Source organism: Marinomonas sp. THO17, assembly GCF_040436405.1.
GTDB lineage: Bacteria > Pseudomonadota > Gammaproteobacteria > Pseudomonadales > Marinomonadaceae > Marinomonas.
Genome location: NZ_AP031575.1, coordinates 2,975,383 through 2,999,731, shown reverse-complemented (window position 1 = coordinate 2,999,731; position 24,349 = coordinate 2,975,383). Strand labels below are relative to the sequence as shown.

The following is a 24,349-nucleotide window of genomic DNA, read 5'->3' as shown; positions in this document are numbered from 1 at the left end:
TCAAGCAATTTACTTACAACAGGCGATCTGCTTATTCATCGCAATCAAGGCATTAAGAAAGCAGAAGTTTTGCTCTGTTAAATGCACGTTTTTTTCAATATCTGTACTCAAACAATATCATCCTTATATAACAAAGGCACTAATATGATGAGTAAGAATGCAAAATAATTATTAGTTTTCATCAATATTTCTTCAAACCCGCCTTATCCAATCAAGAAAGCACATGATTAAATTTTGACTTGACGAAAATTAGCAATTACAGTCCAATAACAAAAAGTTACAACATTTTCGACAGAAAGTTAACTTTTGTACTATTCTTATAGCAGAGTTGTGTCTTACGAGGTACTGCTATGTCTATTTCATCTATACCGCTAAATCGATTAACCATACCGACAATTCAGCCAACGGTAGAAACCCGCTCGCAGTCTCAATCCAGACAAAACAGTGAGCCAAGTGTCGATTTATCAGAACAAGCTAAACAATTGCTCTCTTCGTCCCAATCTCAATTAAACAAGCTTCAAGAAGACAAAAAAGCCAACGAAGAGGAAGGCAACGAATCTATTCAGGTCTCCTCAAGCATTGGTCGTACAAAAAGGGTAAGCGGATTACAACGTGACGAAGTCGCTGAGCTTTACCGTACCATTGAAAAACTCAGCTAAACAAGAAATTAGTGCTCTAGTTTTAACATCAAGTCAGTGCTACTCGAAAGTAAAGTCATAACCACTAGAGACCAACATTTCGGCTTCTCTTTGTAGATTTGCCAAGGTTAGAGGGCGACTATCTAACCATCCAGATAAAAATTCCGCATGCAAATTCTTACCGTCGGCTTTTAGCGTAAAAATAGGCATATCCCCTTCCTTTCTATCCTGGTGCAATAAAATGGATAGTCGTAGCAAAATGGACAAACGGTCTAGATCTTGCTGATCACTTTTGGTGAAACGAAAGCCCAATGACTGACTAAATTTTCTTCGATGACGCAGAATTAGGTTAGCTAAAGCCTGTTGTTCCTGTTGAGAAAAACCGGGCATATCCGATTCACTGATAATGTAAGCGCCGTGTTTGTGATAACGACTATGGGAGATTCCGACACCCACTTCATGTAATAAGCCTGCCCAGCGCAGCAAGTCTTCACTGGAAATATTACTTAACCCCCAAGCCTCTTTGACCTGCTCTAATGCAGACAAAGCCGTTTTAGTCACCAGTTTGGCTTGCTCAGTATCAATATGATATTGATTCAACATATAGTTAACCGTGCGCTCTCGAATATCCGTTTCCGCATAACGTCCCATGATGTCATATAACACACCTTCTCTCAGGGCGCCGTTTGAAAAGTCCATTTGTTTGATATCAAAGCACTCAAAGACCGCCGTCAAAATCGCCATACCTGCAGCAAAAGTCGGCTTACGTTCTGGCTTTAACCCCACCAAATCAATTTGGTCAGCATGCCCTGCTTGAAACAACGCCTTTTGAATTTGCTTGATGGTTTTTGGAGTAATGCCTTTCTTACTCCAATTATTTTCTTTGACAATATTGAAAGCTGCTTTGATGGTACCAGATGAACCAATCGAGATATCCCACGCCTCATCAAGATAATCGTCTTGGATGCTTAATAATTCGAGTCGCGCTGCGGTAACGGCTTTTTGAAAATTGGACTTGGTGATAATGCCATTGTCAAAGAAACGCTTAGCAAAACTCACACACCCCATATGCAGACTTTCGGTAAGAATGGGCTCCAATTGCTTACCTATGATGAACTCAGTACTACCGCCTCCAATGTCCACAACCAACCGCTTGGCTTCACCGTGATCCATGGTATTGGACACTCCCACATAAATGAGTCGTGCCTCTTCACGCCCGGCAATAATTTCCACCGGATGACTGATAATATCCATGGCATTGCCGATAAAGTCATAACGATTTTTCGCGACACGTAAAGCATTAGTACCCACCACACGCACAGAACCAGGTGGCATATCCTCAATGACTTGAGCAAATTGTGCTAAACACTCCAATCCTCGCTGTTGTGACGCCTCATCCAAGTGACCTTTTACCAAACCGGCTGCTAGCTGGACTTTTTCTCCAAATTCACTGGTGATGCGCAACTGTCCATGAGTCACTTGCGCAACCACCATATGAAAACTGTTAGAACCAAGATCAATGGCAGCAATTTTTTCAAACGGAAAATCATGAGTTTGTTGCAAAAAGAGTGACTGCATTCAGAAAACCTTATCCTGCTGACATCAAAAAGTCGCTAGAGTATATCACCTAAGTTGAATAGAAAGGTACGAGCAAGTATCAGCATATTATCTCTATTCAATTGGTCGTTGATAGAAAGCTGACGCATTATTTTCTGCGTCAAACAGACGAAACAATAGATTTTGATCAAAAAATTACCAAAAATTGCTTTTTTACTGTTTTTCTCTATAGACCTCATCGCCAAGTCGATCTATAGTATGGATGGTTTTAAAGTGAAGCTTAGATGTTGATTCACTTTAAAATTCCAATCAAATTGTTTCGCGCTGTATTGGCTTAGCCCTTTCTGGGCCCTTACAAATAGAGCAAGCTGTGTCATTATTTGCTCATTTCTTCGGTGCCGAGTAGCTGATACATTGTTAGATACTTCCAGACACAGATTAACTGCTCCAAATAAGGTGGAATCACTTAATCCTGTCAATTTTCCTCAAATGAGCTAATACAAACCCGTTTATGAACCTTACCGAATTAAAACAGAAATCAGTACACGAACTTTTAGAAATCGCTTCAGAAATGGGCCTAGATAATATGGCTCGTTCTCGCAAACAAGATGTTATCTTCTCGATTCTTAAGCGCCATGCTAAGAGTGGTGAAGACATCTATGGCGATGGTATTCTAGAAATATTACAAGATGGCTTCGGCTTTTTACGTTCACCAGATTCTTCTTATTTGGCAGGACCTGATGATATTTACGTATCACCTAGCCAAATCCGTCGCTTTAACCTGCGAACTGGTGACACTATTGCTGGTAAAATTCGCCCGCCCAAAGACGGTGAGCGTTATTTTGCTCTGCTAAAAGTCAATGAAATCAACTTCGATAAGCCTGACAGTGTTCGTAACAAGATCTTATTTGAGAACTTAACACCATTATTTGCCGACGAACGCTTAATAATGGAAGCGGGTAATGGCTCTACAGAAGATGTCACTTCCCGCATCATTGATTTGGTTGCTCCTATGGGTAAAGGTCAGCGCGCCTTGGTGGTATCGCCACCAAAAGCGGGTAAAACCTTCATGTTGCAAAATATTGCTAATTCCATTACTCGCAATAACCCTGAATGTCATTTGATTGTATTGCTCATTGATGAACGTCCTGAGGAAGTAACTGAAATGTCGCGCACCGTGCGCGGTGAAGTTGTCGCATCGACCTTTGACGAGCCACCAGCACGCCACGTTCAAGTCGCAGAAATGGTCATTGAAAAAGCCAAACGCTTGGTTGAACACAAAAAAGACGTTGTTATCTTGTTAGACTCTATCACTCGTCTTGCACGAGCCTACAACACTGTCATTCCTTCCTCTGGTAAAGTACTAACAGGTGGTGTGGATGCTAACGCACTTGAACGTCCAAAACGTTTCTTTGGTGCGGCACGTAATGTTGAAGAAGGTGGTAGCTTAACCATTATTGCAACAGCATTGGTCGACACAGGTTCGAAAATGGACGAAGTTATTTTCGAAGAGTTTAAAGGTACTGGTAACTCAGAACTTCACCTTGATCGTAAAATTGCTGAAAAGCGCACCTTCCCTGCGATTAACATTCGTCGTTCTGGTACTCGTCGCGAAGATTTGCTGACTTCAGAAGATGAACTACAACGCATGTGGATCTTACGTAAGCTGTTGAACCCAATGGAAGACATCGCGGCGACGGAGTTCCTCATTGATCGACTGCGTGTGACTAAAACGAATGATGAGTTCTTTGAATCCATGAAGGGCAAGAATAAGTAAGCCCATAAGTTGAATTAAAAACCACTTTTTACAAGTGGTTTTTTTTCCATTGAACTCAGCCTAAAAAGCATTGGCGACTGAATAATGCCAGTCTGCTATGGAGATATAAGATGAATGAAGTAACCGCTAAAGTGAAAGCCGTAGAGCTTATTAACAAAGATGTTTATCAAGTTAACTTAGAGCTCGACAACTTTCGTTTTATCGCTGGTCAGTATGTGATGATTAAACTCCCTACTGGCGAACAAGTACCCTACTCCATTGGTAGTGCTCCTCATGAGCTGCCTGAACTCATCTTATATATCTTAGTTTCTGATCCTGATTCTTTAGCAGGCAAAGTGATTCAACACCTAAGTCAGTCTAGTAACGTGACATTGAAAGCACCTGGTGGTGATTGCCATTTAGAAAATGGCAAACTGCCTCTGTCTTCAGAACATATTTTGCTCATAGCTGGCGGGACGGGGTTTGCCCAAGTTAAAAGTCTGTTTAACGATTTAGTGGCGCGTAAATTTAAAGGTAAGGTATCCTTCTATTGGGGTGTTCGCACCGCTCAAGATACTTTTGCACAAGCTTGGCTCGAAGAAGCACAAAAAAAGGCTAACTTTACGCTTGATGTGGTTGTTAATGAAGCCTCTGAACAATGGCAAGGGCGAACTGGCTGGTTATATCAAGCCATTTTAGCTGATCATTCAGACCTATCGAATGCATACGCTTTCATCAGCGGCTCAGTCGGCATGGTTTACGGCACACTTGAGCAACTTGAGAAACAAGGTTTAAAAGAGTCTCACTGTTTTTCCGATGTGTTTGCCTATGCACCAAGACCAGAAAAACCAAACCTATAGTTCTATCTTAAGTCCGACAAGATACCAAACTAAAAAGAGCAGCAAAACGCTTCTCTTTTTAGCTAGGGAACAAAGATCACTGGGTAATGGATTGCCATAGGGACAGAATCTGTTGCTGATCTTCCTCTGTCATGCCTTCTGCCTCTAAGGTATCAAGCAGAGTTCCATGAAATGCATGGTCGAAATCGTCTGCGCCTTCTCCATCAGCATTGCTGTGCAAACCAAGCAACCCAAGCAGGTAAGCACAAAAGAAAAGCTCATCACCTTCCTGAGCTTGGTGTTCTAAGTCGCGCAATTTATCACACAATTGATCTGCACGTTCTGCAAAAGTTATTGCCATTTTTCTTCTCTTAATTTGACTGGTATAAAAAAGCTGGGCCAAAGCCCAGCTTTTTAAAACAACACAATTACACCTTATGGTTTTAGTTTTAAGGTATCCAAAGTACGCTGACGAATCGACAACAACAAATCGGTATTTTCAATCAAAGACTCACCATAAGATGGCACCATCTCTTTCATTTTGGCCTGCCAATCACCGTCGTTTAAGCGCTCAGGGAAACAACGCTCAAGAATATCTATCATAGTATTTACTGTTGTTGACGCCCCCGGAGATGCCCCCAGCAAAGCAGCCAAAGAACCATCCTCAGAAGTAATCGCCTCGGTACCAAACTCCAGCTTACCTGCGCCATTTTCGTCCTTCTTGATAATCTGAACACGCTGCCCCGCGTATGCCAGAGTCCAATCTTCATCTTTCGCATCAGGAAAAAACTGACGTAAAGAGTCACAACGATCTTTGTGTGATTGCATCACTTCACTGATCAAATAACGCGTCAAGTCCATGTTGTTTTTACCCACACTCAACATAGGCTTGATGTTATTAAAGCGAACACTTTTTGGTAAATCCAAGAAAGAGCCCGTTTTAAGGAACTTGGTCGTGAAACCCGCAAATGGGCCAAATAAAATAGCCTTTTTACCATCAATAATACGCGTATCCAGATGCGGTACAGACATAGGTGGCGCACCAATGGGCGCTGCACCGTACACTTTTGCAAAGTGTTGCTCGACTAATTCCGGTTTTTCACATACTAGCCATTGACCGCTAACAGGAAAACCACCGTAACCATCACTCTCTTTAATGCCAGACTTCTGTAACAAGGGCAAAGCACCACCGCCAGCGCCTAAGAAGACAAACTTAGCATCTACTTCACGCTCTTTACCATTTACATCCAAGGTCACTTTCCAGCCACCCTCAGAGTTTTTTTCTAAATCGGTTACTTCACTCTTCAGACTTAGCTCAAAGTTATCCGTGCTTTCCAAAAGCTTACTCATGTTACGTGCGATGGCACCAAAGTTAACGTCCGAGCCATGCTCAATGCGAGTTGCCGCCAAGGGCTCATCTGTACCGCGATTTTGCATGATCAAGGGCATCCACTGCACCATTTGCTCACGATCTTCTGTGTACTGCATCTCTTTAAAAGCTGGATGTGCGCTCATGGCTTCATAACGTGCTTTCAAACTTTTCACATTACGCTCACCCCACACAAAACTCTGGTGCGGTACACGATTAATAAATTCTTGAGGAGCAGGCAATAATCCTTGCTCAACAAGATATGACCAAAACTGTAGACTCACCTCAAAAGCGGCGTTTATGTTTACAGCCTTGTCTATATTGACTGTACCGTCTTCATTTTCTAATGTGTAATTAAGCTCACAATAAGCTGCGTGCCCCGTGCCCGCATTATTCCAGCCATCCGTACTTTCTTTTGCGACGCTATCTAATCGTTCCACCATCATAATGGACATGTGTGGATCAAGTTGTTTTAACAATACGCCTAATGTGGTGCTCATGGCACCGCCGCCGACGAGTAAAACGTCTACAGAATTTGAGTTCATAAAATTTCGCCGTGTCATACCCAATTGTAAAGTTGAGACTGATGTTAGAAAGAGGGCTTTTGGCCAGCAGTTAATTATTATTAGAGGAGGTACTGCATAACTTTCTTCTCGGTTTCTTAGAATACTTACGCTCTTACTAAGGAAAACTGATCAAATAACCTACAAGCTATCGTTTATTCTAAGTAGATTGAGGATAATTATACGGATTTTGCTGGCAATGTCTTGAGACCTTAGTATAAGTTTGTTGATATATTCACAATTTGCAAAACCAGTTCCCTGCAAAATTATTGACTTTAGCGGCAAGAAATACGATGTTTAAGACATTAACAAAAATCTTGCTTCGATTTTGCTTCTATATTTAATTCGTAATATTCGCTATCACCAGACGAAATTGCAACGCAAAGAGCATGGAGATTCAAATAATGAAAGCACAAGATATCATGGTAAAAAATGTCATTTGTGTCGACATGGATGAAAGAGTTCCGCAAATCATAGCACTGCTCCAACAGCACAAATTTCATCATTTGCCGGTAACAGATCAAGATAAATTGGTCGGTATCATCTCAGATAGAGATATTTTACGTTTAGTCAGTCCTTTCATAGACAGCGTATCGGAACAAGCAAGAGATTTAGACACTTTGAATCGTGCTGCTCATCAAGTCATGACGCGCCAACCCATTCGAGTGAAAGCTAACACACCAATTAATGACATTCTAGAATGGTTGAGAAAGGTAGATATTTCCTGCTTGCCTGTAGTAGACGACGAAGATTATGTGATTGGCATCATCACTTGGCGCGACCTAATCCATCACGCCAAGTTTTCATAAGCAGCCTAACTTAATAAACTAGCCACTTAGAAACAAGACAAGCTTAGTGTGTTTGCGCTTGGTCGCCTAGCATATCGTTAAGATCGGCTTCATTAAACTCATACTTTTCAGCACAGAACTGACAATCAACTTTGATAGCGCCCTGCTCGATCAACAGCTCGCGAATTTCCTCCGCACCCAATGACATCACAGCATCCATCATACGTTGACGAGAACAAGAACAAGCAAATTGCATTTGTTTAGAATCGTACAAGCGCAATGCTTCTTCATGGTAAAGACGGTGTAATAATGTTTCCGTTTCTAACCCCAACAACTCTTCATCTGTCACGGTAGAAGCAAGGTGCGTAAAACGATCCCAAGCATCTTCATCACCCGCTTTGGCTTGCTCTTGTGGCAAACGCTGTAAGAATAAGCCGCCACATTGTGATCCATTAGCCGCCAACCAAACACGGCTTGGCAATTGCTCAGACTGTAAAAAATATTGTTCCAGACACTCAGCTAAGGTGTCACCAACAAGCTCAACAATACCTTGGTAACGCTGACCATTTCGCGGCTGAATGGTAATCACCAAATAACCGCCGGCTAATACGTCTTTTAACGACAGCTCTTCAGGCACAGTTTGAGACTCATCCCATTGAATAATGCCACGCAGGTTTTGGAACTCGTCACATTCCGTCATCAAGGTCGACAAAAAGCCATTGCCTTTTGCCTGCATAGATAACACACCATCGATTTTGATAATGTCACGCAATAACGCAATGGCAGCGACAAACTCCCCTAATAGTTTTTCTAACCCTAAGGGGTAATCTTTACGACGAATAATCTCTTGATAAGCGCTGCTCAACAAAACACGTTCACCGCGAACATTAGTGTGATCAAAAGAAAATCGTTGTATTTCATTAACCGATAAATTATTCACTAAATAACACCTTCTCAACCCTAAGCTGAGTAAATACATTCTTAATACAGATGCGCGCCATTTTACCCTCGCATTGTACAATCATCCACTGTAAAACCCAGTAAGAGCACGCTTTGCTATTTCGTTTCTTATTAGGTCGCTCTAAAATAGTCCCACATTCAATGCGACCCTCAATTTGAGGTAAGAGACAAAACCCTTTTATGATCCAGTTCACCGAAGTCAGTTTACAACGTGGCACACAGTTTTTATTAGAAGAAGCCGATCTCACCATTTTTGAAGGTCAAAAAGTGGGTCTTATTGGTGCCAATGGTGCTGGTAAGTCTTCTTTATTCGCCATGATTCGAGGAGACCTACAGGCCGACACGGGAGAAATTGTCTTGCCAGGGCAACGTCGCATTGCCTTTATGGCGCAAGAGGTAGAAGAAAGCCAACGCTCGGCTTTGGACTATTGTTTGGACGGCGATGATAAGTTACGAAAAATAGAAGCCAACATTGCCGCGGCACAAGCCGCTGGCGATGATAATGAGCACGCGAATTGGCTGGTTGAATACGATAATGCGCATGGTTACAGTGCTCAATCGCGGGCTGAAACCTTGCTACAAGGCTTGGGCTTCACAATGGCGGACATGCACAAAGCGGTAGCCGACTTTTCAGGTGGGTGGCGCATTCGTCTCAATCTTGCCAAAGCCTTGATGTGCCCTTCCGATGTTTTGCTATTGGACGAGCCAACTAACCACTTAGACTTAGACGCCATTCTGTGGCTAGAAAACTGGTTACGACAATACCCGGGAACCCTATTGCTGATTTCCCATGATAGGGACTTTATCGATGGTATTTGTACTCACATCGTTCATTTGTATCAGAAGAAGCTGACCCTCTACAAAGGCAACTATTCGGATTACGAACGCCAACGTGCCGAACACTTAGCCCAACAACAAGCCAATTTCGAGAAACAACAACAAAAGCGTGCTCATTTACAACAATACGTTGATCGCTTTCGTTATAAAGCCGACAAAGCCAAGCAAGCACAAAGTCGCTTAAAAATGCTGGAAAAAATGGAATTGATTGGCCCTGCGCACATTGATTCACAATTCGAGTTCAGCATCCCTGTGGCGGACAAAACCTCTGCTCAATTGGTCAATTTAATTCAGGCCGACTTGGGTTATCAAACAGAGAACAATGACCCCTCGGTACAATTAGCCAACACTAACTTCTCCATTCGCGATGGTCAGCGTCTTGGCTTATTAGGCCCGAACGGTGCGGGTAAATCGACTTTGATAAAATCCATCGTTGGTGAAATCCCATTATTAAAAGGAGAGAAAATCTGTGGTGAAAACCTTGCCATTGGCTACTTCTCCCAACATCAGCTTAGTGCTTTGGATTTAGACGCTTCTCCAGTGCTTCACATCCAACGCTTGACGCCTACCGCATTAGAAAATGATGTTCGACGTTACCTTGGCGGTTTTGGCTTTATTGACGACGATGCCTTGCGCCCGGTAAAAGGGTTTTCTGGAGGTGAGAAAGCACGTTTGGCCTTGGCACTCATTACTTGGACTAAACCTAACCTCTTGGTCTTGGACGAACCGACCAACCACTTGGATTTGGAAATGCGCCAAGCCCTAACAGAAGCTTTACAAGCCTTCCCCGGCGCTATTTTATTGGTGTCGCATGATCGTCACTTACTCAATAGTACGGTGGATGAATTTTTTTTAGTAGCAGACCACCAAATTTCAGATTTTGACGGCGATTTGACAACCTACCATGCTTGGCTGCAAGAACGCCAACTACAGGCCAATCGCAAAGACAAAGCACAGGTAAACGCCAATGCAGTAAAAGTGGATCGAAAAGAAGAGCGCCGCAAAGCTGCTGAATTGCGTGAAAAGCTTCGCCCGTTACGAAAACAAATTGAACAACACGAAAAAGCCGTCAGCAAAGCCCAAACAGAGTTGGATAAGATTGCCGAAAAAATGGCTGACCCCAACCTTTATGAAGCCGAGCAAAAAGCCCAATTGCAAGCCTTACTCAGTGACGAAGCCAAATGGAAAAAGACTCTAGAAGAAAGTGAAGAAGCTTGGTTTTTGGCGCAAGAAGCACTGGAAGAAGCCGAAGCTGTACTAAACGAAGCTGCTAACTGAGTAATAAATGGGACAAAGGGCTGAGAATTGCCTTATCACAAGGCTTTTCTAAAGCGTCTGACTTATTATTGTCACATTACTAACGTACATTCCTACACTGCGAAAAGGAGATATGTGGATGACCTTTCCATACACTCGTATGCGCCGCATGCGTAAACATGATTTTTCTCGTCGCCTAATGCGTGAACATCATCTCACTGTCGACGATTTAATCTATCCAATGTTTATTATAGAAGGGACTCAAGTACGCCAAGCCGTGCCTTCCATGCCAAACATTGAACGAGTCTCCATCGACCTGTTGTTAGAAGAAGCCAAAGAATTGGTTGCGCTTGGCATTCCTACTGTCGCCCTCTTCCCAGTGATCGAAGCCGATCAAAAATCCTTATTGGCAGAAGAGGCTTACAATCCGGAAGGTCTTGTGCAAAGAGCGGTACGCGCATTAAAAGCTAAGTTCCCTGAACTTGGCGTACTGACCGATGTGGCTCTTGACCCTTATACCACTCATGGTCAAGACGGCATCATTGACGATGAAGGCTATGTGTTAAATGATGTGACTGTGGATACCTTGGTCAAACAGGCCTTATCTCATGCTCAAGCAGGTGCTGATGTGGTCGCACCATCAGATATGATGGACGGTCGTATTGGGGAAATTCGCGACGAATTAGAAACCGAAGGTTTTGTGAACACCTTAATCATGGCGTATGCGGCCAAATATGCTTCCGCTTATTACGGCCCCTTTCGCGATGCAATTGGTTCCAGTAGCAATCTAGGTAAAGGCAATAAATTCACTTATCAGATTGACCCTGCGAACTCCAATGAAGCCATTCGTGAAGTCATGTTGGATTTGGATGAAGGTGCCGACATGGTCATGGTGAAACCAGGTATGCCTTATTTGGACATAGTGCGCCGTGTAAAATCAGAATTAGAAGTGCCTACTTTCGCTTACCAAGTTAGTGGTGAGTATGCTATGCACATGGCCGCCTTTGAAAAAGGTTGGCTAGATAAAGACAGTGTCATGATGGAATCTTTGCTGGCGTTTAAGCGTGCTGGCGCAGACGGCATCTTAACCTATTTCGCAAAAGACGCGGCACGCCTGCTTAAAGCTTGAATAAATGAAATAAAGCCAGATAATCTGGTGACCAGCAGGCTGCATTGGTGTAATTTGTTAAGAGTTGCTTTTATTTACGTAAAAGTAGCATTAATAAAGATACCAACCATAGATGAACGGTATTTGGAGAGAATAGAAGCAAATGTCTGAGCAGCCTGTTATTGAAGTAGAAAAGAAAGAAATCGCGCCACCAGCTGAAATGCACACTGAGATTGATGCTGAGCTGGTGCTTGAGCCTATCCCTGAGCAGCCACAAGATCCAACCAAAATAGCGATCGAAGAACGCCTGCCCGAAGAAATTGACTTGGCCGACCCTGAACTCTACTTCAATCGAGAATTGAGCCATTTGCAATTCAATGCACGCGTACTTGAACAGGCGATGGATGAAAACCACCCCATCCTTAACCGCTTGATGTTCTTATGCATTTTTAGCTCTAATATGGACGAATTTTTCGAAATTCGTGTTGCGGGTTTAAAAAGCCAGCTGGAATACAGTCGTGAAAAAAACGGCCCAGATGGCATGCACCCGAAAAAAGTACTTGGCCTAATCAGTGAGCACGCACACAAATTAGTACGCCGACAATACCGTATTCTGAATGACATTATTTTTCCCAAGCTTGCGGACGAAAATGTACGCTTCATCCGCCGTTCCCTATGGACAGACAAGCAATCTAACTGGGTACGTCGCTATTTCCGTGACAACGTATTACCCATTATCAGTCCAGTTGGGTTAGACCCTGCTCACCCTTTTCCTAGATTGGCCAATAAGACCTTTAACTTTGTGGTCGAATTAGAAGGGCGTGATGCCTTTGGCCGTGAAAATGGTCTCGCTATCGTACCAGCACCAAGCTCACTACCACGCTTAGTAAAATTACCTGACGACGTCTGTGAAGGCGGCGACAACATGGTATTTCTGTCCTCTATTATTCACGCCCATGCGGACCAATTGTTCCCAGGCATGACGGTCAAAGGCTGCTATCAATTCCGCCTGACCCGTAACGCAGACTTGGAAGTCGATTCAGATGACATAGGTGTCGACCTTGCTGGTGCATTGCGCACCGAATTACAAAGCCGCCATTACGGAAGCTCTGTACGACTTGAGATTGCCGACAACTGCCCTGACCATGTTGTCGATTCATTGCTGAAACAATTCGACTTAGAACAACAAGATTTATACCGTATTGATGGACCTGTGAACCTAAGTCGACTGATGGCCGTATTAGAGCTAGTGGATCGCCCTGATCTGATGTACTCCCCATTCTCGCCAGGCCTACCGAGGAAACTGGCCAGTGCAGGTGGACTATTTGAAGCAATTCGTCAGCGCGACTACTTGTTAATGCACCCGTTTGAGAGTTTTTCGCCCGTCATTGACCTACTCAGTGAAGCGGCCAAAGACCCGAACGTGGTGGCAATTCGTCAAACCTTATATCGTACCGGGGCGCGTTCACCTATCGCCAACGCTTTAGTAGAAGCGGCTCGTAACGGAAAAGAAGTGACGGTAGTTATCGAATTGAGAGCACGTTTTGATGAGGCCGAAAACTTGGCGTTAGCCAGTCGTTTACAAGACGCTGGCGCCATTGTGGTTTATGGTGTCGTGCGCCACAAAACCCACGCTAAGATGATCTTGATCGTGCGTCGAGAAGGCAATAATTTAACCCGATATGTTCACTTAGGTACAGGTAACTACCACGCAGGTAATGCGCGCCTATATACAGACTACAGTTATATGACCTGCAGTAAAGACATTGGTGACGATGTCCATCGAGTCTTCCAGCAATTGACTGGCATGAGTAAAGAACTAAAAGTAAAAAAATTACTGCACGCGCCCTTCACGCTTCGAGATCGCTTACTGGAAATGATCGACAGAGAAGCACAAAATGCGAAATCAGGCGAACCTTCTCGCATCATCATCAAGGTTAACTCCCTAACAGAACAGAAGCTGGTTCAGGCTTTGTACAAAGCTTCTCAGGCTGGCGTAAAAATTGACCTGATTGTTCGTGGTATCTGTACACTCAGACCTGGTATTAAAGGTATCTCCTCCAATATCCGAGTACGCAGTATCATTGGCCGCTTTCTTGAGCACACACGAGTTTACTACTTCTACAACGATCGCAACCCAGAGGTCTATTTGTCCAGTGCGGATGGCATGGACCGTAACTTGAATAATCGAATTGAAGTGGCTTTTCCACTACAAGATTACAAGCAAACTCGTCGTGTGAAGAAGGAACTGGAGTATTATCTTACCGATAATACCCAAAGTTGGATTTTGCAAAGTGATGGTTCCTACCAATTATCCAAACCACGCAAAGGCGAGTACCGTAGCGCACAGCGAGCCTTGCTAAGCGAACTGGCAGACAATACAAGGGAAAGCTAAACCTAGTTTTCTACTGACACAAAAAAACCAGTTCTGAATGAACTGGTTTTTTATTGTCTGATTCACACTAGTATGTGACTTAGGCCAAATTTTCTGGACCAAACGAAAAAGGTAATAATTCGTTTATCGACAAAGATTTACGAATGCCCTCTGGGCCACAGATATGAATCATGGTGTCTGTAGAAGAAAACTCGCGAATACGCTGACGACAACCACCACATGGGGTAACCAATTCTTCCCCTTTTCCCATTACATAGATTTCACGAATCTGCGTTTGACCGTCACGCACCATAGCGGCAATAGCTCCCGCTTCAGCACAAGTACCTTCTGGATAAGAAGCATTTTCCACGTTACAACCCGAATATTGCTCACCTGAAGCAGTAAGAATAGCGGCGCCTACCGTGAAATGAGAGTAGGGCACATAAGCCTTACTCATCGCTTCTTTTGCTAGCGCTATTAGCTCATTTTGCTTTGCATCTGACATCTAACCACGCTCTTTCACATAAGGTTGACCAACGGCTTTTGGCCCGACCGCTTTACCGATAAAGCCTGCTAGCAAGAGTATGGTCAACACATAAGGCAATACTTCAATTGCCTGCACTGGTACTTCACCAATACCAGGTACTACCACCCCTTGCATGCGCACAGCAACCGCATCTAAGAAACCAAATAGCAGGCAAGCAAACAACACTGGCACTGGACGCCATTTACCAAAGATTAGGGCTGCAAGTGCCATATAACCTTTACCTGCACTCATATCCCTCAAGAAACCAGCATTGTGCGCTGTCGACAAGTAAGCCCCCGCCAAACCACACAAAATGCCACAGACAATCAGAGCTCGGTAACGAAGAAAGGCAACAGAAATACCCGCAGCATCCACCGCATGAGGGTTTTCTCCCACTGCACGTAAACGCAAACCAAAACGTGTTTTATAAACCACCCAGAAGGTCACTGGCACCATAACGAAGGATAGATACACTAGAATATTGTGACCACTGAGCAATTCTGAATAGATCAGACCAATCACAGGCACATTCGCCAAGCTGTCAGCAAACGGCAAAGTAATCGACATGAAGCGAGAGTCACCAGACAGAGTAGGCGTTTGGCCACCCATACCGAACCAGTCCATTGATAAGGTAACGGTTAAACCGGCTACTATGGTGTTGATCGCCACACCCGACACGATATGATCACCACGGTGTGTGATACAAGCAAAACCGTGGATCATAGCCAAAGACACTGACGCAATGATGCCGAAGCACAGACCAATCAAAGCGGAACCAAAGATAGCCGCGCCGGCTGCCGCTGCAAAAGCGCTACCTAAAATTTTTCCTTCTAGGCCGATGTCAACAATACCAGCACGCTCTGAATACAAACCAGCCAAAGCTGCAAAAATAAGCGGTGTAGACACTCGCATGGTAGCGTCTAACATGAGTATTAATGTTTCAAACATATTGTGAGTCCCCTAGGCTAACGCTCTGCGAATGAAGAAACCTTCGATACGGTCTTTGAACATATGCTCAAGCGCACCAGAGAATAAAATGACCAAACCTTGAATCACAACCACAATTTCCGGTGTGATGGTTGGAATTTCGAACGCCAGTTCTGCTCCACCTTGATACAAAGCACCAAACAGAACCGCGGCAAGTACAATACCAATAGGGTGATTGCGTCCCATCAAAGAAACCGCTATACCAGCAAAACCATAACCCGCTGTGAAATTCAGCAATAGGTTATGGTTTACCCCCATGATTTCATTAACACCAACAAAACCTGCTAAGCCACCAGAGATTAACATCGCCCAGATAGTCACCTTGGCGGTATCAATACCAGCATAGCGCGCCGCTGTTGGATTAGTTCCCAAAGTACGCAATTGGTATCCCCAACGAGTGTGCCAAATTAAACCCCATACAAACACACAGCAAATCAAGGCAAGCAAAAAGGCCAAGTTTAAAGGGGAATCACCGATATCGATTCCTAAAGGCGATAGCAATTGATGCAGATAAGGCAACCAAGCACTCTCTTCAAAGGTACGACTATTTGGCACCATGCGGCCATCTTCTCTTAGCCAGTTCACAATCAAATAAACCATCAAAGAAGAAGCAATAAAGTTAAACATGATGGTCGTAATCACGATATGACTACCACGACGTGCTTGCAGATAAGCTGGAATATAAGCCCAAGCCGCACCAAAAGCTCCTGCTCCCAAAATCGCCAGAGGTGCAATCACGTATAATGGCATGGTGTGATCCAATGCAAGACAGACTAAACCAACACCTAAACCACCAATGTAAGCTTGACCTTCACCACCAATGTAAGCTTGACCTTCACCACCAATGTTGAACAAACCACCTTTAAAAGCGACCGATACAGCCAAACCGGTGAAAATTAAATTGGTTGCATAATAAAGGGTGTAACCTATACCTTCGTTATAACCGAAAGCACCGTAAATCAAATATCCTGCGGCTTCGAGTGGGTTTTCTCCAATCGCTAAAATTACTAAACCCGATACGATAAAGGCCAAAAAAATGTTCAAAAAAGGAATCAGGGCAATATTGACCCAAGCTGGCACTTTTGCTTCACTCATGCTGATGCTCCTTCTTGTTCTTTGTCATGAGCATTAGCCATCATCAAGCCCAAAGTACGTTCGTCAGCATCTTTTGCATCAAGCTCACCGACCACAGCCCCATCAAACATCACAATGATGCGATCACTCAGTGCCATAATTTCATCCAGTTCTACCGACACAAGCAAAATGGCTTTGCCTGAGTCTCTTAGTTTAACAATTTGTTCGTGTATGTTTTCGATCGCACCGATATCGACACCACGAGTTGGTTGACCAATCAACAATACGTCCGGATTCTGCTCCACTTCACGAGCAATCACGATTTTTTGCTGATTACCGCCAGAGAAATTAGCGGTTTTTAAATGTGGATTAGGTGGGCGTACATCCCAATCCGCCATACGAACATGACATTCATCCAACATGGCTTTGCGATCCATTAAAATCTTGCCATTGTACGAAGAAGAGTTGTGGTACCCCAATACCGCCGCTTCATAAGCCTCAAAACCGGTTACCAACCCCATTTTATGACGGTCTTCTGGTACGTGAGCCATTTTTAAATCACGCATTTGTGCAGCATCTTTCGGGGCTTTTGCCGTAATGGTTTGGCCAGCAAACTGAATTTCGCCTTCATCCATTGGCATAATCCCAGACAATACGTCTAGCAACTCGCTTTGACCGTTACCCGACACACCAGCAATACCCAAAATCTCGCCTGCACGTAATTCTAAACTCACTTCTTTTAGACGTTTCACGCCTTGGTTATCAAACTGAGTTAAGTTCTTTGCAGATAAGAACACATTGCCAGATTTTGCGTCATCTTTATTGACTTTTAGACGCACTTTTTTACCCACCATCAGCTCAGCTAATTCTTCCGGATTCGTCTGTGCCGTTTCACGGTGAGCCACCATTTCCCCCTGGCGCATCACAGACACATTGTCAGTAGACGCCATAATTTCACGCAATTTGTGAGTAATAAGCAATACAGTTACGCCCTGCTCTTTGAGGGATTTGAGGATACGAAACAGATGATCCGCTTCTTGCGGTGTTAATACACCAGTAGGCTCATCCAAAATAAGAATGCGTGCGCCACGATAAAGTGCTTTTAGAATCTCGACTCGTTGTTGTAAACCAACTGGCAGGTCTTCCACAATGGCATCAACATCAATGTCTAAGCTGTACTCTTTGGCAAGACGCTGCAACTCAACTCTGGCAGCAGCCAAACCGCCTTTTAATAAAGCACCGCCCTCTGCACCCAATACCACATTTTCTAGTACACTGAAGTTTTCCACCAGCATAAAGTGCTGATGCACCATGCCAATGCCAGCGTCAATCGCATCTTGTGAACTTCGAATATCAACTCGTTTACCACCCACTTCGATAAAACCAGTATCCGCCTCATAAAAGCCATAAATGATGCTCATCAAAGTGGATTTACCAGCACCATTTTCACCGATAATGCCATGAACAGTACCAGCCGGAACTTGTAAACTAATGTCTTTATTAGCTTGCACGGCACCAAAACGTTTGCTGATATCTCGCAATTCAATTGCGAATGGCTCTGTATTATTCGTCATATCAAAAGTTATTCATCTGCTTAAATTGGAACCCTTAGAGAACGACTCTAAAGCGAGAGCACTCTATATGTGCTTTTACCTGTCTCTCTTATCATCAACAAAACATTATGTACAAAGCTTTGCCAATTACACACTCAATCAATAAGGTATTATGAATGCCGTCCTTTGCATAAAAAAACAGTTGTCCGCCAAAACGAACAACTGCCTTCTCTTATAACTTAATAGTTACAAGTATTGTCTGACATGTAGTCATGAACCTTGATATCACCGCTGATGATTTTACTGCGAATATCTTGGATTTTAGACTTCATATCGGCGGTTACTAAACTAGCGTTATTATCATCAAGCGCCCAGTCAACACCACCCTCTGCCAAACCAAGTACTACAACGCCTGGCTTCCAAGAACCGTCAGCAGCGCTCTGGTAAGTGTTGTATGCCGCTAGGTCAACACGCTTAACCATAGAAGTTAGCATGGTTCCTGGTTGCAAGTAATTTTGGTTTGAGTCTACACCGATCGCCAATTTACCTTCGTCTTTCGCCGCTTGGTAAACACCGATACCTGTACCGCCCGCCGCCGCAAAGACAACGTCTACACCTTGAGAGAACTGGCTCTTAGCAAGTTCAGACCCTTTTGTTGGATCATTAAACGCCGCACCAGTCGAACCTGTCATATTCTGTAGAACCGTGGCGTCAGCAGCAACGTATTTCACACCTTGCTCGTAACCACAGCCAAATTTACGGATAAGAGGAATATCCATACCTCCGACAAAGCCTACGGTATCAGTTTTAGACGCCATGGCCGCCAAAGCACCCACTAGGAATGAACCTTCGTGTTCTTTGAAAACAATAGACTGAACGTTTGGCAAATCGATCACACTATCAATGATGCTGAATTGAATGTTCGGGAAGTCTTTAGCCACTTTTTCTACCGCAGATGTCATGTTAAAACCAACCGCAACGATAGGAGAATAACCACGTTTTGCTAAACGACGAAGACCTTGTTCAACCTGCGCTTCGTTCTTTGGCTCAAATTCACGAACTTGTATACCTGATTCAGACGTGTACTTTTTCACGCCATTGTATACGCCTTCATTAAAAGACTTATCGAATTTACCCGCTTGGTCATATACCACAGCTGGATCAGCTGCTTGAGCCATGCTTGCAGAGATGGCCAACGCCGTAACTGACGCAATAAAGACACCTTTCATTCCTATTCCTCTTTTTATGTAATTAATCTAGGCAATACAAACTTGCCTAACTGGTCAAAATAAACCCATTCAAACAATACCGCAACGAAATATGCACATTTTAACCATGGTTTTTGCGCAAACATCGAGTGGCACCCGAAAAACTTCCACTTGATTGACTAAATCAAACTAATTTACAGCAATTCTTGTGCCTAAATTGAACAAGAGGTCAAGTTTGGCATTGGGTACAGTAAACCGTACTGCGTTGAGCTTGACGTACTTCAATCAATACCTTCTGACACCTGACACAAGGCTTACCTGCACGTCCGTATACGGCTAACTCCTGTTTAAAATATCCTGGTTTACCGTCACCACCCACAAAATCTTTCAATGTGGTGCCGCCTTGCTTGATGGCATTCTCAAGCACTATTTTAATGCACTCTAGCAATTTACGCATTCTAACTTTGGAAATATTTCCTGCCATCCGCGTTGGACGAATGCCTGCCATAAACAGCGCCTCATTCGCATAAATGTTACCTACTCCCACTACTGTTTTACTGTCCATCACAAAGGTTTTGATTGGCACTTTACGACCTTTGGCTTTAGCGTAAAAGTAATCCAGGTCAAACTCATCGGACAAAGGCTCAGGCCCTAGATGACGCAACAAATCATGCTGCTGCCAATCTTCAGTTGTCCATAAGATGGCACCAAAACGACGAGGGTCTGTGTATCGCAGCCAATGATCGGCATCTGCAATGCGAAAATCCACATGATCATGAAACAAAGGTGGCGTATTAGCAGGCACAAAATACAAACTGCCCGACATCCCTAAATGAATAATCATGGTGCCCTTATCTGTATGAACACCTATATATTTGCCACGACGTGATAAGTGGCTAATCTCTTGTCCCACGACTTGCTGGCTTAATTCGGAGGGAATCAGCCAACGTAATTGTGGCTGACGAATGTCTATTTGCGCGATTTTATGACTCACCAAATGGGACTCAATACCACGCATAGTGGTTTCCACTTCTGGTAATTCAGGCATGCATCACCCCATAAACTAGAACAGACAAAATGTTGACCAAATGAACAAAGTATATCTACTAGATACAAAAAAACCGACTCATGGAGTCGGTTCTCTTTTTAAGAAACAAAAATTATTTAATTTTCGCTTCTTTGTACATAACGTGCTTACGTACAACAGGATCAAACTTTTTCATTTCAAGTTTGTCTGGAGTATTTCGCTTGTTCTTGTCAGTTGTGTAGAAATGACCAGTACCAGCAGAAGATACCATGCGAATTAAATCGCGAGCGCCTTTAGAAGCCATAATTCAGTTCCTTATACTTTTTCGCCGTTAGCACGCATTTCAGCAAGAACTGCATCAATGCCTTTTTTATCGATAATACGCATACCTTTAGAAGATACACGGATACGAACGTAACGGTTTTCACTGTCTACCCAAAAACGGTGCCAGTGAAGGTTAGGAAGAAAACGGCGCTTAGTGCGACGCTTTGAGTGAGAAACGTTGTTACCTGTAACAGGACGCTTCCCTGTAACTTGACATACGCGAGACATATTAAAACCCTTTTGCTATCCAGAAATTATTGGAAGTGTGCTTCACTTCCTCAGGCGGAGCATGAATCCCTATGATTCAAAAAAATCCCATACCAAAGGTATAGCGGCGCGCATTTTCCCATAACCAAGCCTGTAGAGCAAATCTTTTGTTAAAAAATGATCAGTTCGATCTTTTTTCATTGACTATCCCTAAAGCAAAGAGCGTTTGAAAGCACGTCTTATCAAGTATATTAGTTCAGTATGTAAATCCTCTCTCGATCTGATGCCTACTTCATCACAAAGTCGATCTTCCTCTCCAATTGCTTCTAGAAAGGCTTTTGCGCCTTTCTTACATTCAGGTAAAAAACTAAAATGTGTTGCCTCTAACACATTATTTAACTGTCCATTAGAAACGCTTGATGCTAGTAAGCTAGCATCAACAGATACTGGCACCTTATTCGGGTGCCCAAGGTTAATAAAATGCATAGGCACATCAATATGCCGCAATTGATTCATCTCAAATGCTAATGCCATAGATGGATCCACCAACACCGCGGCTCTAACCCTATCATCTAAATTCGATTGTTCGAACTTGCGCTTATCAGTTAACCTAAGATCAAACGGTGCCATAGCAACTTGTTTTCCATCCACATACCCTATTAGCGAATCAAACCAGTGACAATCCGCCATAGATGGATACTTATCACAATAATCAACATATTTATCAAGATGTACCTTTGCCCCAACCAATGACATAGCGGCAGCGCCGCCTAAGGAAAAACCTAGGACGCCAATTTTGGTAGTATCGAGGTTGTGTCGTGCCGACCATGTTTCAGTTAAGAAGGTCATCACCAAAGCAAGGTCGTCGGTGCGCTGCCATAACTTAGGCGTATCAACTGGCGTTGAATCCCCTGTGCTTGAACCCGGATGATTCGGTGCCGCGACAATAAAACCTGAGCGTGACAATGCGATTGCCAACCAAGCCATACTGTCGTTATTGGCGCCTGATCCATGAGACATAATCACAAGAGGATAATGACCAGGGGCAACCCTTCCCTCTTTTAATACTAAGCTTCCTTTGAAGATACGACTGGATTCAAGCAAAGTCGGCTTGCCAACGCTCGCAGACGGATACCACACTTTAATCGAGACTTTTTCCTGTCTGGAAGGTGAATACACTTCAACATTTTGCAGACCAACAAGACGATATTCATTCGCTAAAACAACACCTGAGCTACCCACTAATATTGCACAAAACAAAGTCACCAGTTTATGAATTTTCATTACATCACCTATAGCACTATCTAAAGATGATGGGATTCTAGAAAAGTTATGAAAAAATACGTCCTCTTTCACGATCAAGGACCTACTTCATTTAGATTAAGGAAAAACTCAAATCAAACCCCGCTCAGCCAGAGACACAGGTATTCCATCTCCTACCACAAAGTGATCAAGTAACCTCACATCAATCAAATCTAAAGCCGACTTAATACGAGAAGTAATAAATATATCCGCCTGACTGGGCTCAGCAACGCCACTAGGATGATTATGAGCTACGATTATCGCAGCGGCATTGAACTGAAGAGCAGCTTTCACCACTTCACGTGGATACACTGCTGCCGCATCAATCGTGCCTAGAAACAGCTCTTGATAACGAATCAATCTGTGCTGGGAATCCAAAAATAACACGGCAAACACTTCCCTTTGCACATGACGTAATTGAGAGGATAGATAAGTACGCACCTGTTCAGCACTAGAAAACACGGCTTCATGCATTAAATGCTCTTGCAGATGACGTTTAGACATTTCCAATACCGCCTGTAGCTGGGAGTATTTCGCATCCCCCAAACCAAAGCCTTGGCAAAATTCTTCTTTACTAGCAGACAACAAAGCTCGCAGACCACCAAAATGTTGTAATAATTGTCGAGCCAACTCTACTGCACTCAAGCCATGTGTTCCGGTACGCAAAAATATTGCCAGTAACTCGGAATCCGATAAGGTTGATGCACCATACTGAATCAACTTTTCTCGTGGCCTATCTTGTTCTGGCCAATGTTTAATACTCATGATCTACTCCCTGATCCGTGATAACCTTAGTTCAAATTGGCTTCCTGCCAATACAACTAACAATATAGATCAGAGCAAGACTTGAGAAGTTATTTATGTCAAACCTAACGAGCAAACGTATTTTATTAGGCATTACTGGTGGCATAGCCGCCTATAAAAGTATTGAGCTCATTCGTTTGCTCACCAAAGCCGGAGCAGAAGTACAGGTTGTTTTGACAGAAGGTGCTAAAGCCTTTGTAACAGAAATGACATTGCAGGCCATCTCAACCAATCCAGTCAGAAGTACTTTGCTCGATCCAGCGGCAGAGGCTGGCATGGGACACATAGAGCTGGCCAAATGGGCGGATTTGATTGTCATTGCACCTGCGTCAGCTGATTTTATGGCGCGCTACGCACAAGGCATGGCCAACGACTTATTAACGACACTTTGTTTGGCAACTGAAGCCCCTATCATACTGGCCCCAGCGATGAACCAAGCCATGTGGCGACACCCTGCTACTCAAACCAATGCCAAGTTACTTGCCGAACGCGGCGTACTCAGTATTGGCCCTGCAGACGGCTCGCAAGCCTGTGGTGACATTGGTCCCGGTCGTATGAGCGAAGCTGCGGATATCTTTGTCTATTTAAATGACTATTTGGCGGCAGATTCCAAACCACAGAATTTAACCGGGCAGCATTGGGTCATTACAGCCGGCCCCACTATGGAAGCGATCGATCCCGTTCGTTATATCAGCAACCACAGCTCCGGCAAAATGGGCTATGCATTGGCACAAGCAGCACAACAAGGTGGTGCTAAAGTGACCCTGATTTCTGGACCTGTCACCCTCGAGACACCTCAAGGTGTAACCTTAATTAAGGTAAAGAGCGCAGATGACATGCTGTTAGCTTGTCAACAAGCTACGATTCAAAAAGCGGATGTCTTTATTGGTGCTGCTGCGGTAGCGGATTTCAAAATGAAGTCCCAAAGCAGTCAAAAAATGAAGAAACAAACTGACAATGATGAGCTGCAGCTTACTCTCGTTAAAAACCCAGACATCATTGCCACTATTGCTAAACAACAAGGCGCAAAATGCATGGTGGGCTTTGCCGCCGAAACACAAGACGTCATCACTTACGCTAAGAGCAAACTAGAACGCAAAGGTTTAGACATCATCATTGCAAATGACGTATCACGCAGTGACATAGGTTTTAATCAAGATGAAAACCAAGTCACTGTTATTAGCAAAGAACAGACATGGTTCCCCGAAAAAGCCAGTAAGCAACAATTGGCAGTGCAACTGGTGGAACATATTTATCAATACACTCAATCCTTGTAAGCAGATTAAGAGAC

Annotated in this window: 22 protein-coding genes; 8 read left to right on the top strand and 14 right to left on the bottom strand. The window is 43.7% G+C overall.

What is annotated here, in order from left to right; genetic code table 11:
* Positions 1-350 precede the first annotated feature (350 nt).
* The gene (locus ABXS85_RS14320; protein ID WP_353667200.1) at positions 351-659 is read left to right on the top strand and encodes a hypothetical protein; all 309 of its coding nucleotides are present in this window, start codon (positions 351-353) and stop codon (positions 657-659) included.
* Between the two features lie 39 nt (positions 660-698).
* Here the strand turns inward: ABXS85_RS14320 and ABXS85_RS14315 are convergent, their stop codons facing one another.
* On the bottom strand, positions 699-2,216 hold the full coding sequence (locus ABXS85_RS14315; protein ID WP_353667199.1) for a Ppx/GppA phosphatase family protein: 1,518 nt from the start codon (positions 2,214-2,216) through the stop codon (positions 699-701).
* Positions 2,217-2,706: 490 nt separating this feature from the next.
* On the opposite strand from ABXS85_RS14315, the gene rho reads away from it, so the two are divergent.
* Both rho and ABXS85_RS14305 read left to right on the top strand, forming a co-directional pair.
* Positions 2,707-3,972 (top strand): transcription termination factor Rho, encoded by a 1,266-nt coding sequence (gene rho / locus ABXS85_RS14310; RefSeq protein WP_353667198.1) that lies wholly within the window; start codon positions 2,707-2,709, stop codon positions 3,970-3,972.
* Positions 3,973-4,082: 110 nt separating this feature from the next.
* Positions 4,083-4,811 (top strand): NAD(P)H-flavin reductase, encoded by a 729-nt coding sequence (locus ABXS85_RS14305; RefSeq protein WP_353667197.1) that lies wholly within the window; start codon positions 4,083-4,085, stop codon positions 4,809-4,811.
* Between the two features lie 76 nt (positions 4,812-4,887).
* On the opposite strand, the gene ABXS85_RS14300 is transcribed toward ABXS85_RS14305, so the two are convergent.
* On the bottom strand, positions 4,888-5,151 hold the full coding sequence (locus ABXS85_RS14300) for a hypothetical protein (protein ID WP_353667196.1): 264 nt from the start codon (positions 5,149-5,151) through the stop codon (positions 4,888-4,890).
* A gap of 74 nt (positions 5,152-5,225) precedes the next feature.
* Positions 5,226-6,704, bottom strand: a complete 1,479-nt coding sequence (gene mqo, locus ABXS85_RS14295) for a malate dehydrogenase (quinone) (protein WP_353667195.1) — start codon at positions 6,702-6,704, stop codon at positions 5,226-5,228.
* A 422-nt stretch (positions 6,705-7,126) separates the two neighbouring features.
* Between mqo and ABXS85_RS14290 the strand changes: the two genes are divergently transcribed.
* Positions 7,127-7,531 (top strand): CBS domain-containing protein, encoded by a 405-nt coding sequence (locus tag ABXS85_RS14290; RefSeq protein ID WP_353667194.1) that lies wholly within the window; start codon positions 7,127-7,129, stop codon positions 7,529-7,531.
* A 43-nt stretch (positions 7,532-7,574) separates the two neighbouring features.
* Here the strand turns inward: ABXS85_RS14290 and hslO are convergent, their stop codons facing one another.
* Positions 7,575-8,450 carry an Hsp33 family molecular chaperone HslO gene (hslO, locus tag ABXS85_RS14285; RefSeq protein WP_353667193.1) on the bottom strand — a complete coding sequence of 292 codons (876 nt, stop codon included), beginning with the start codon at positions 8,448-8,450 and terminating at the stop codon, positions 7,575-7,577.
* Between the two features lie 200 nt (positions 8,451-8,650).
* Here hslO and ABXS85_RS14280 point away from each other — a divergent pair, with 200 nt between their 5' ends.
* From ABXS85_RS14280 to ppk1, 3 genes are all read left to right on the top strand, one after another.
* Positions 8,651-10,585, top strand: a complete 1,935-nt coding sequence (locus tag ABXS85_RS14280; RefSeq protein ID WP_353667192.1) for an ATP-binding cassette domain-containing protein — start codon at positions 8,651-8,653, stop codon at positions 10,583-10,585.
* Positions 10,586-10,703: 118 nt separating this feature from the next.
* Positions 10,704-11,693, top strand: a complete 990-nt coding sequence (hemB, locus tag ABXS85_RS14275; protein WP_353667191.1) for a porphobilinogen synthase — start codon at positions 10,704-10,706, stop codon at positions 11,691-11,693.
* 142 nt (positions 11,694-11,835) lie between these two features.
* Positions 11,836-14,067, top strand: a complete 2,232-nt coding sequence (gene ppk1, locus ABXS85_RS14270) for a polyphosphate kinase 1 (protein ID WP_353667190.1) — start codon at positions 11,836-11,838, stop codon at positions 14,065-14,067.
* Positions 14,068-14,146: 79 nt separating this feature from the next.
* On the opposite strand, the gene ABXS85_RS14265 is transcribed toward ppk1, so the two are convergent.
* The 10 genes from ABXS85_RS14265 to radC form a co-directional block, all read right to left on the bottom strand.
* Positions 14,147-14,551 (bottom strand): cytidine deaminase, encoded by a 405-nt coding sequence (locus tag ABXS85_RS14265; RefSeq protein WP_353667189.1) that lies wholly within the window; start codon positions 14,549-14,551, stop codon positions 14,147-14,149.
* Complete coding sequence (locus ABXS85_RS14260) at positions 14,552-15,520, bottom strand: ABC transporter permease (RefSeq protein ID WP_353667188.1); 969 nt, start codon at positions 15,518-15,520, stop codon at positions 14,552-14,554.
* Positions 15,521-15,532: 12 nt separating this feature from the next.
* Positions 15,533-16,654: an ABC transporter permease gene (locus tag ABXS85_RS14255; RefSeq protein WP_353667187.1), complete on the bottom strand. Its 1,122-nt coding sequence runs from the start codon at positions 16,652-16,654 to the stop codon at positions 15,533-15,535.
* Positions 16,651-18,207, bottom strand: a complete 1,557-nt coding sequence (locus ABXS85_RS14250) for an ABC transporter ATP-binding protein (protein ID WP_353667186.1) — start codon at positions 18,205-18,207, stop codon at positions 16,651-16,653. The genes ABXS85_RS14255 and ABXS85_RS14250 overlap by 4 nt, the downstream gene beginning before the upstream one ends.
* Positions 18,208-18,425: 218 nt before the next feature.
* Positions 18,426-19,415 (bottom strand): BMP family ABC transporter substrate-binding protein, encoded by a 990-nt coding sequence (locus ABXS85_RS14245; protein WP_353667185.1) that lies wholly within the window; start codon positions 19,413-19,415, stop codon positions 18,426-18,428.
* Between the two features lie 208 nt (positions 19,416-19,623).
* Entirely contained in the window at positions 19,624-20,442 is an 819-nt protein-coding gene (gene mutM / locus ABXS85_RS14240) for a bifunctional DNA-formamidopyrimidine glycosylase/DNA-(apurinic or apyrimidinic site) lyase (RefSeq protein WP_353667184.1), read from the bottom strand.
* Between the two features lie 112 nt (positions 20,443-20,554).
* Positions 20,555-20,725 (bottom strand): 50S ribosomal protein L33, encoded by a 171-nt coding sequence (gene rpmG / locus ABXS85_RS14235; protein WP_011978459.1) that lies wholly within the window; start codon positions 20,723-20,725, stop codon positions 20,555-20,557.
* 11 nt (positions 20,726-20,736) lie between these two features.
* Entirely contained in the window at positions 20,737-20,973 is a 237-nt protein-coding gene (rpmB, locus tag ABXS85_RS14230) for a 50S ribosomal protein L28 (protein ID WP_353667183.1), read from the bottom strand.
* A 189-nt stretch (positions 20,974-21,162) separates the two neighbouring features.
* Positions 21,163-22,236 carry a dienelactone hydrolase gene (locus ABXS85_RS14225; protein WP_353667182.1) on the bottom strand — a complete coding sequence of 358 codons (1,074 nt, stop codon included), beginning with the start codon at positions 22,234-22,236 and terminating at the stop codon, positions 21,163-21,165.
* Positions 22,237-22,344: 108 nt separating this feature from the next.
* The gene (gene radC, locus ABXS85_RS14220; protein WP_353667181.1) at positions 22,345-23,019 is read right to left on the bottom strand and encodes a DNA repair protein RadC; all 675 of its coding nucleotides are present in this window, start codon (positions 23,017-23,019) and stop codon (positions 22,345-22,347) included.
* 95 nt (positions 23,020-23,114) lie between these two features.
* On the opposite strand from radC, the gene coaBC reads away from it, so the two are divergent.
* Complete coding sequence (gene coaBC, locus ABXS85_RS14215; protein WP_353667180.1) at positions 23,115-24,335, top strand: bifunctional phosphopantothenoylcysteine decarboxylase/phosphopantothenate--cysteine ligase CoaBC; 1,221 nt, start codon at positions 23,115-23,117, stop codon at positions 24,333-24,335.
* The last annotated feature ends 14 nt before the right edge of the window (positions 24,336-24,349 follow it).